This is a genomic window from Dietzia massiliensis, assembly GCF_018390595.1.
GTDB lineage: Bacteria > Actinomycetota > Actinomycetes > Mycobacteriales > Mycobacteriaceae > Dietzia > Dietzia massiliensis.
In genome coordinates, this window is sequence record NZ_JAHBAV010000080.1 from 1 (window position 1) to 9337 (window position 9337).

The following is a 9337-nucleotide window of genomic DNA, read 5'->3' on the forward strand; positions in this document are numbered from 1 at the left end:
CTCGTGGGCGTGGTCGACGACCAGCTGCAGCCGCTCATGGAAGCTCATCCCGAGAGAACGTGGTCCTCGTGTTGCGCCTCGATCGCATCCAGCAGGGGCTGGGCGCCCATCTCGCGGAGCTTGCGTTTGGTCTCGATGTCGATGGCGCTCATCGTGTGCCTCCGGCGTAGTAGTCGGCGCCGCGCACGTAGCCGCCGACCTCAGCGGGTGCTTCTTGTGCCGGTCGCAGGGCAGCGGCCTTGTCCTGGCCGGGGACCAGGATCGGTTGGATGTGTGCGTACCGGGGCGAGCGCACCGGACCGGTCAGCGCCAGTGCGCAGGCGGCTTCGACCCGCTCGGCCGAGAAACGGCGAGAAAGGCGCAGTACCGCCAGGGCGGCGTCCAGGCCTTGTTCGTCGACCGGGACGGATTCGAAGACCCGGCCCACCACAATCACCGCCGCTGGCCCCACCCGCTCGGCCCACTGGCGTACTCGAGGTGCATCCCACTGTTGGTATCGCTCGCCAGCTGGGAGGTCGGCGTCGTTGGTGCGGTACTGCCCGGAAGCGCTCTCCGGCAGCAGCAGGTGGCTGGAGAGCCGTTCGGTGCCGCGGTAGATCTCCAGCGTTCGGGCGGTGATCCGCACGTCGACCTTGGTGCCGATGTGCGCCAGTGGGGCGGAGTAGAAGTTGCGCTCGAACACCACGTGCGCGTTGCGGCCCACGCGGCGGCCGTAGAGCCACCGGCTGATCTCGTACGCCACCGCCGGTAGCGGCGTCAGCAGGGGCTGCTCCTCCGCGGTGAACACGCCGAGTCTTGAGCCGGGGCGTTTCTGGAAGGGCTCGCGGTTGTAGGCGTCCATCCGCTCACCGATCGCCTCGGCCAGCTCGGGCAGTGTGGCGAACTTCCGGTCCCGCAGGCCAGCGATGACCCACGTCGCCACATGCAAGACGGTGTTCTCGGCCCCAGATTTGTCCTTGGGGCGCCGTATCCGACCTGGTAGAACGGCTGCCGAGTAGTGGGCGGCCATCTCTCGGTAGGCATCACCCGAGCACAATCTCCCCGTCGCGGGGGTGCTTGACCACCCCGGTTTTGAGGTTGTCGCACACGATCCGCGGTACCGAGCCACCGAAGTTCTCGAACATCGCCACGTGCGCCCGCAGCCACGCGTCCTGCTGCATATCGGTCGCCGGATAGACAAAGGCGTACCGGCTAAACGGCAGGCACCCAACGAATAGGTACACCTTCGTCGTCGCGCCGGTGACTGGGTCGGTGAGCTCCATCGTGGGGCCGGACCAGTCGACCTCGACCGTTTGGGCGGCCTTGTGGCCGACGCGGGAGGCGGCGCCGGTGACCATCACGTGCCGCTGGTAGGTCTTGCACCACCGGTCATAGCCCATCGCCGGTGCCTTCGAGGCGGCGCACTGGTCGGTGTACTCGCTGTGCAGCAATTTGAGTGTGACCCCAACCCGCGCCATCTCCCGGTGGACCTGCTCCCAGTCCAGCTGGGCGAACACGCTCTCGTGCTCCCCGCGGCCCGGGAACAGGCGGGCGTACACCTGCTCATCGGTCAGCTCGGCGATGTCGTCCCAGCTCGTCTCGGTCGCATCGGCGGCCTCCAGCACCGCCGTGATGCTCTTGCGGGACATGCCGTGCGAGGCGGCGATCGCCCTGCCTGACAGTCCCTCGGCGCGAAGCTGCAACACGAGCTTCGCCCTGATCTTCCGTACCATCACGGATTGCTCCTTCCGCCGCGCGCCCTATACACGCGACGGAAGGAGCCTAAGGACCGGTGGCCCCCACGGACGCTACTGCCGGCCCCCAAGCGCAATAATCGCGTTTCCGGACACTGGCCCCCGAAGGCAATAGCGATGGCCCCCAGTGAGACGAATATTCACCGGGCGCACTACATCCGAATGCCCGACCTGGAAGAGGCCTGGGCGCTGGCGAAAGACCGACCGCAAGGGCAGACCAAGTTCCTCAAGAAGTACGCGGCGTTCTCGCTACTCGTGATCGACGAATGGCTCCTCGACCACCCCGATGAAGCGATGCGCAGCATGCTGCTCGAACTGCTCGAGCGCCGCTACGACACCGGATCCACCGTCTTCTGCACCCAGTATGCGAAGAAGGACTGGCACCAACGCCTGGGCTCAGGGGTCCACGCCGACGCCATCATGGACCGCATCGTCCACAGCGCCATCTGGATCGACACCGGTACCCACAACATGCGCGAACACGCCGCCGCGCACCAGTAGCGAAAACCCCGCTGGGGGTCGGTGGCCCCGACAGACGCGATCACCGGCCCCCAACGGCAATACTGCTGGCCCCCGAACGCAATATCCGATGGCCCCCAAGCCTCCAAATACTCACAGCCTCGACAGGTCGATCATCGAGCGTCCACTTGGAGGTCAGAGCGACGGAGATATGGTCGATATCAGCGAGCGCACGGATCTCGGGCGGGACAGCAGTGGACCAGCGTGTGACGCGGCCGGGAAAACGGAATCCACCGTCGATGGTGAGCTTGGTGCGAATTAGAGGGACCAGTGGGGTCAGGTCAGAGTGACCCGGCGTGGCCGGTGCCGATAACAGCTGGACGTTGCGGAATAGGACCCAACCTTCTGGGACCCCTCGTAGCTTGTGATCGATGGCCTTCCAACCCGGCCGCGCATGATTCTCCAGCAGGTCGGACACTTTATTTGGCAGCGACCGGTCGTTCCGCACAAGGAGGAGGTAGTCCTCACCCAATGAAACTTGGTCCGTTTCCACGAAGTATCCGAGGAGCTGGTCGCGTCTCAAGGTGACGATCCGCCTCGGCAGGCGGATACTCGGACTCTTCGCTCCCGGGACACGGAGCGTCATGAGTCCGACGAGCGATGAACTCAGGTCGACAGGGACTGGTTGCCGTGGGCGGATGCGATTGCCCATGAGCTGTATCGCTTCCATCTCCACCTGACCCTTGGTGCCCTCGATAAGGATCGTGTCCGCACTCTCCACGCCGGGGAAAGTAGCGACGACGGTGGATTCGAGCCTGGGGGAGGGGAAGGAATTGACGTTCACACATAGCGATGTGCGTCCCACCGCCGCTCCGCCGACCGCGTTGCTGGCTCCCGAGCCGTCCCACTGGGAGAGTTCTGTAGCCACGACGTCCGCAAGGCGCGAGTGGCTGTTTTTGTTGGCCCACATCGACCGGAGTCGACTGGTCGCAGACGAATGCGGATGGTCTACCCACGTCTGCAGTAGGGGTCTGAGGTCACCTGCAGGGAGGTCGGTTCCGGGGGGAAGGCCGAATTCGTTGAAGAACGACCGAAGGGCGCTCCTATCGGCTTCGCGGATAATGGCTTGGGAGATGGGCAGCCCCACGAAGCGGTGCCCCAGTGCGTAGGCGGTGGGGAGACCGATCGCCCCGTCATAGGAGTTGAGCCAGCCGTTGAGCGCCGTCCAGATCTCCTCCGAGTGGGCCATGAACGACTTCTGGAGCCTGTCCTTGTCGGGTCGCTTCTCGGCGCCGAGGAGAGTGAACAGGTGTGGGTAATAGGCATTGGCCGCAATGTTCTTATCGCCCCCCATGCGCTCGGCCGCCGCACTGAACAGCGTGAGTAGTGCGATGAACGGAGGAGGAGTCGGGGTGTCCGCAGCCGTCTTACGGCGTCTCGCACGCCACCACCGCTCGGTCAGATTGGCGTGTTCGCGAAGGGGATCCGGCTCGGCCAGGCGCAACGTAGCGCGGACGGCGGCGGCGAGTTCCGAGACAGGCTCAGCGGTGCTGATGCCCAGCTTCTTGGCGACAAGGGCCATTCGCGTGTCGTCCGGGTAAAGGTAGACCGGTGAGCCAGCGAACTGATCGTTGAAGTACTCGTGGGTCAGCGCTTCGTTCCATGCGCGGTACGAGTCCCAATTGGTTAAACGTGGGAGCACGCGGTTCCTTGTTGGGTGTCGTGGTTGTTGCACGTAATAACATCACAGGGGTCTGACACCAGTCGGTTGGTCCGTCAAATTCGCTGCGCGATTTCCCCAGTCAGCGGATGGAATGTCCTTGGTGGTCAGGTGGTGGGGCGGTTCGCTGCACCCGAGCAGGTTCGGACCATCGCTGTTCAGGCGCTGCCGACCACCTCGTGGACCTCTCTTGGCCGGCGGACCGCCGCGCGTCGGTGCCGTGACTAGAACCTGTCCGCCTGTGGTGATGATGTACTTGCTGAATGACAGAGATAGCGGGCGACGAGGCAGTGAGTAGTCAGGATGTGCGGTCCGGGCACAAGGTGATTATTACCTTGGGCAAGGACCTGATGTACCAGCTGTCCACGGCGGGTCAGGAGCTGTTCCACAGCAATATGCTCTTCTGGCTGGCTACCAACGCTCCGGACGCGTCCGCGCCGATCTGGGAGATGTTCGGCCTGGAGACGCCCACCGCCGCCTTCCGCGAGTACCAGAAGGTAGATCTCTATGTGACAAGCGCAGAGGGCCACTTGTTCTTGGAGAACAAGGTCATGGCGCTTCCTGACGCGGAACAACTGGCGCGATACGCCGAGAAACTGGAGAAACAGGGTTTCGGCGACAACGCCCGGTGGATACTTCTCACGCTTATTCCGCCGGTATTCGACACTTCCCGAGTCGGTTCAGGGCGTTGGAGGTGCGTCTCCTACGCCGATCTGCTGCCTGCACTCCGACAAACCGTCGATGCGCTGGAAGGCAGCGATCGAGCTCTAGCGGCTCGGTACGCAGAAATGGCGGCCCACCTGGTCGAACTCGCCGGCGAGTACGACCCCCAGCGCGATCTGGATTCGCCCTTCTGGCTGGAGGCAACGCTCCAGGAGTCGCTAGAGGCGGCGAGGCTGGCGAGCGTGGTGAAGAAGCTCCAGATGGCGCGCTGTGCGGAGCTCATTCGGGAGCGGCTCAACGCGGCGGGGGAGAGGCCGGACGGTGCCCGTGTAGACGCGGGGATGTCGGCTCGCAGCAAGGGCGGGATCGTCCAGCACTTCATCGAGTACAAATCCGGGCGGGTTACCCGGAAGATCGGATGGCAGCTCGAGGGGCGGCAACTGCGACTCGTCGGCATCTTGGGAGACAAGGAATGGCGGAGGATCGATCCGGACAAACGAGGCCAGATCCTCGAGGAGGAGAACGAAGGTTACTTCTCCTTCAAGGAAGAGTTCGAGCAGTTCAGTGAGCTGCTTGAGCCTTACCCCGGTAAGCGGGAGTGGCTCCAGTACGGCGAGCAGTTCCGGTACCGGTATTCGACCGTGAAGGAGCAGACCACATGGTCGCGGCTCATCGATCTGCTGACCCATGCCTCCGAGAGGGCCTATCGGCAGACGGCTCACGCAGGACGGTAGCTACCGAACCGCCGAACAGCCCCGTGTTGCGCAGGCCCGGCCCTCGAACGAGGACCGGGCCTGAGCGCCTTCGGCGGGCCACCTCGCCAGACGCCTCGACGACTCACACAACTGGTGCCGACGGGCCGGCGCGCGCCGTCTTCGTCGTCGTCGTCATCTCTCCCTCCGTGGCGCCGCTCGCGGTCGGCGCGCCACCCACAGTGTGGAGCGGCGCGCCACCCGCGGCGCGGACCTACGGCTTGGCCGGAACGGCCACGCCCGCGTCCGCGGCGCTGATCACCACCGGTCCGGCCGCCAGCTCCGCGGCGCCCACCGGCGCCGCGCCCGTGACCTGGTCGCCCACCGCCGTCGCCGCGGGCCGGCAGCGAGCATCCGCGGCAGCCACGCCCACGTAGACCACCAGGGACACGGCCGCGGCGAGGAACGTCGTCCAGCCGTCGACGCTCGCCGTCACCACGGTGTTGGGGATGTAGAGCAGCGTGTTCTCCACGCCGTAGATGGTCGGGGTGAGGACGAAGAAGACCAGCCGTGTCCCGAGGCCCAGCACGGTCGAGATCACCAGCGCCCGGGTGCTGGCCAGCCGGGTCCACAGCGAGAGCACGAACGGCGCGACGAGGCTCGCGCACAGCAGGTCGAAGGTCAGAGTCAGCAGGATCCCGGTGTGGTGCACGCGCAGCGCCACCAGGATCCCGATCGCGGCGACGGGGATCATGGCCAGCTGGGACGCCCGGAGCACGCTCAGCCGCAGCGTGCGCGTGGGGAGGATGGTCCCCACGATGATGGTCGAGGTGGCCAGGAGGACCCCGCTCACGGTGGTGAGGGAGGCCGCAAGCAGCCCGGAGATGACCAGCATCGCGATGGGCGCCGGCACCGGGCCGGCGAGGAGCTGGAAGAGGATCGGGGAGTCGGTGGCGCCGTCGCCGAGCAGTCCCGCGCCGGCCACCGCGACCGCGGCCAGGGGCACGCACAGGACCACGGTCCCGGCGGCGGCGATGAGGCTCGCGGTCCGGGCGCCGCGCGCCGACCGCGCGGAGGACACGCGCTGGAACACGTCGATCGCCACCAGGTTGCCCAGCCCCAGCGCGAACATGGTCGCCCAGTTGATCACCGAGCCCGCGGCCGGATCGGTCAGCTGCGCCAGGTCCCGCACGCCCAGGCCCTCCGGCGCTGAGTACCCGGGCCCGACGAACATCCAGAGCGAGAGCCCCACGAAGCCGACCGTCATGACGCCCATGAGGAACAGCCCCGTGTACACCGACGCGAACATGCCGCCAACCACCGTGCCCGCCAGAATTGCCCCCGTCACCACGAGGATCGCCAGCCCGTAGGGGACGCCCATGAAGTAGTCCAGCATGTGCCCCAGCGCCACCAGGTTGCCGGCCATGAGGATGCCGAAGCTCGCGACGGTGAGGACCGCCGACAGGACCTCGCCGGTGCGGCCGAACGTCGTGCGGAAGTACTCGGGCAACGAGTACAGCTCGCGCTCGCGCACCTTCCTGGCCACGAAGAGCCCCATGAGGAGGAACGACGCCGCGATGCCCAGCGGCATCGCCGCGCCGGCCCAGAAGCCGAACCCGCCGGCCAGGTCCGCCGCGCCGACCGTCGCGTTGGAGTCGATGACCTGGGACATGAGGAGGACGACGACGAGGGGCACGGTCAGCGTCCGGCCCGCGACGGCGAAGTTGTCGCTACGGCCCCTCACCCGACGGGACGCCCACAGGCCGAGGGCGACGAGGAGGAGCACTGTTCCTGCGATGGCGGCGTTGATCATCGCGCTCCTCCGACCAGCGAGGTCTCACGGCCGAGCGAGTACAGCGGACGGGCACCCTCGGGGAGGGCGAGCTCGCCCGACTCGATGCGCTGCCGGAGATAGGCGAAGCTCTGCGCGGTCTGGGCGAACAGGTGCTCGCCGGCGTGCAGCGGCTCGTACGCCTGGGCCCCGTCGGTGAGCGCGGGGAGCGGAGCGACCACCGTGTCGTAGTCGACGGTGAAGAACAGCGGGTAGGAGTAGCGCTCCTCCGAGACCTTCCGCACCCGGTGCGACGTGGCCACGAAGGCGCCGTTGGTCCACACTTCGAGGAGGTCGCCGATGTTCACCACGATCGCGTCGTCACGGTAAGGGACCTCGATCCACTCGCCCCGGCCGTTCATCACCTCCAACCCGGGCGCGGTGGGCTTGAGCAGGGTGAGGGCCTCGTAGTCGGTGTGCGCCCCGATCCCGGGGCGGTCCTCCGCATCCGGGTTGAAGGGGTAGTGGATGAGCCGCAGCTGCGAGGGCGGCTCGGTGACCGATCCGAGGAAGGCGGCCGGGTCCACGCCGAGGTAGCGGGCGAACGCGGCGAGGAGCTGGGAGCCGAGGCCGAACACCTCGTCGTAGTACGTCATCACCGCCTCCGGGAAGCCGGGCAGGTCGGGCCACTGGTTGGGGCCCAGCAGCGGGTTGCCGGCCAAGTACTCGGGGTGGTCCGCCGGCAGGTCGATCGAGAGGTCGTAGGCCTCCTTGAGGTCGGGCGTGGCGCCGGCGAACACCTCCTCGCCGATGGGCACGTAGCCGCGATGGTTAGTGGAGTTGCCGATGTAGACCTCGCGCTTGACCGATTCGGGCTGGTCGAAGAACTGCTGTGCGGCCTCGTGCATCGACCGGAACGTCCGGTCGGAGACGCCGTGGTTGACCACGAGGAGGAACCCGACCTCCCGCGCCGCCGTGCCGAGGCGCTCGATGCACTCGTCACTGGGGCCGTCGGGATCGGCGAGGGTGGATACGTCGATGACGGGGATCGACTCGAAGTCGGCCGCCGTGCGCTGGGTGTCGGTCATGAACGAGCTCCTTGGAGGATCGGGTGGAAGTGCATGGGTGAGCCGGAGAGATCGCCGGCGCGCCACGAAAGGGTGAAGCCGCCGTCCGGTGTGGGATCGATCGAGAAGTGGAGCGGGTCGCGGAGGGCCCACGAGGAGTGCTCGGCACGCCACTCCGGTGGTGCGGGCGCCGCTGCGTCGTGGGGCGTGGGATCCAGCGAGGAGGCGTCCCGCGAACCGTCGAGCAGCGAGCCGATGTGTCGAGCGCCGATGTGCACGGAGACGGGACGGTTCCCCGCGGCGTCGGGGCCCAGGGCGAGACCGAATCGGTCGCCGACGCAGACGACCACGGCCTCCGTACCGCTCTCGTCGATGCCTCTGGTCTCCCACATGGGTTCGACCTCGTCAGAGCACCGTTGCCACAGCTCGACGTAGTCGAAGCCGCGACCGACCTCCAGCAGCCCCCAGCCCGGCACCTCGAAGAGCTGCCCGACGTCTGCGCTGCCGAAGGAGGCACCGGCGGTGATGGCGTGGACCCACTCGAACTCGTCGGCCGCGACGCCCGTGGGCTCGAGCTCGCCGGCGAAACCCATGTGGAACTCGGGCCGCCCCGACACGCCTGTGGTGAAGCGCGCGTCGCAGAAGTACCGATCGCCCTGAATCCACCAGACCTCAGTGCAGTTGTCGGGCGGGGCGTCACGGGCATGGAACAGGCGACGACGGTAAGCCGCGGGCGCGGGGCTCAGAGCCTGGGTCATGGGACCCCTCCTCAAAAACGATCACTTGAACGGAATCAGTCAAACGGCGCTGCGTTTCCGCGCTGTTTCGTCAAGGTCAAGAGATGAGTCGCGGCCCGGAGCCAGAGGAGCCGGAAGTCAAGGGAGGCCATGGAACGAGGGGAGTGGGCATGGGACCGATGACGAAGGGTGGAGTTCGCTCGCGAGCCGAAAACCGCGCTGACCACGCGATTAGGTGTTCTGTCGGCAGCCGTGTAACTTTATCGGAGCCGCCAGGGAGCGGGGCCGGAGCCGAGAGGCGAGGGCCCAGCGAGAGGGCAGCGAGCCGGAGTAGGGAAGCGGTTCACCTGGTTTTGACTAGGGCGAGCGAGCGACTTACACTGGAGAAGTTGCCCCGAAATGGGCAGCGAGCCCCGCGAGTCGGTGACTGTGAGGTCGTCGGTGAGCGGTGTGTGGGTGTTGTTTGAGAACTCAACAGTGTGTTTTGTTTGTGAT

5 protein-coding genes and 2 pseudogenes are annotated in these 9337 nt (G+C 66.6%); 2 read left to right on the forward strand and 5 right to left on the reverse strand.

Features of this window, described 5'->3' with window-relative positions; genetic code table 11:
- Positions 1-148: 148 nt before the first annotated feature.
- A pseudogene (gene istA, locus KHA85_RS15280) lies at positions 149-1712 on the reverse strand (IS21 family transposase).
- A 162-nt stretch (positions 1713-1874) separates the two neighbouring features.
- Here istA and KHA85_RS15285 point away from each other — a divergent pair.
- A pseudogene (locus tag KHA85_RS15285) lies at positions 1875-2234 on the forward strand (ATP-binding protein); the annotation flags it as partial.
- A 40-nt stretch (positions 2235-2274) separates the two neighbouring features.
- On the opposite strand, the gene KHA85_RS15290 reads toward KHA85_RS15285, so the two are convergent.
- Positions 2275-3894, reverse strand: coding sequence for a hypothetical protein (locus KHA85_RS15290; RefSeq protein ID WP_213186463.1), 1620 nt, complete (start codon positions 3892-3894; stop codon positions 2275-2277).
- Positions 3895-4175: 281 nt separating this feature from the next.
- Between KHA85_RS15290 and KHA85_RS15295 the strand changes: the two genes are divergently transcribed.
- Positions 4176-5309: a PD-(D/E)XK nuclease family protein gene (locus KHA85_RS15295; protein WP_213186464.1), complete on the forward strand. Its 1134-nt coding sequence runs from the start codon at positions 4176-4178 to the stop codon at positions 5307-5309.
- 232 nt (positions 5310-5541) lie between these two features.
- On the opposite strand, the gene KHA85_RS15300 is transcribed toward KHA85_RS15295, so the two are convergent.
- The 3 genes from KHA85_RS15300 to KHA85_RS15310 are packed head-to-tail and all read right to left on the reverse strand — an operon-like array spanning position 5542 to position 8863.
- On the reverse strand, positions 5542-7080 hold the full coding sequence (locus tag KHA85_RS15300) for a high affinity choline transporter 1 (protein ID WP_213186465.1): 1539 nt from the start codon (positions 7078-7080) through the stop codon (positions 5542-5544).
- Positions 7077-8126: an isopenicillin N synthase family dioxygenase gene (locus KHA85_RS15305; protein ID WP_213186466.1), complete on the reverse strand. Its 1050-nt coding sequence runs from the start codon at positions 8124-8126 to the stop codon at positions 7077-7079. Before KHA85_RS15305 ends, KHA85_RS15300 begins: the two co-directional genes overlap by 4 nt.
- A complete protein-coding gene (locus tag KHA85_RS15310) occupies positions 8123-8863 on the reverse strand; it encodes a hypothetical protein (RefSeq protein ID WP_213186467.1) in 741 nt (246 codons plus the stop codon). Before KHA85_RS15310 ends, KHA85_RS15305 begins: the two co-directional genes overlap by 4 nt.
- Between the last annotated feature and the right edge of the window lie 474 nt (positions 8864-9337).

Coding starts and splice junctions, on each gene's coding strand:
- KHA85_RS15295 (WP_213186464.1), top strand. CDS start 4,176: ATGACAGAGATAGCGGGCGACGAGGCAGTGAGTAGTCAGGATGTGCGG.
- KHA85_RS15300 (WP_213186465.1), bottom strand. CDS start 7,080: ATGATCAACGCCGCCATCGCAGGAACAGTGCTCCTCCTCGTCGCCCTC.
- KHA85_RS15305 (WP_213186466.1), bottom strand. CDS start 8,126: ATGACCGACACCCAGCGCACGGCGGCCGACTTCGAGTCGATCCCCGTC.
- KHA85_RS15310 (WP_213186467.1), bottom strand. CDS start 8,863: ATGACCCAGGCTCTGAGCCCCGCGCCCGCGGCTTACCGTCGTCGCCTG.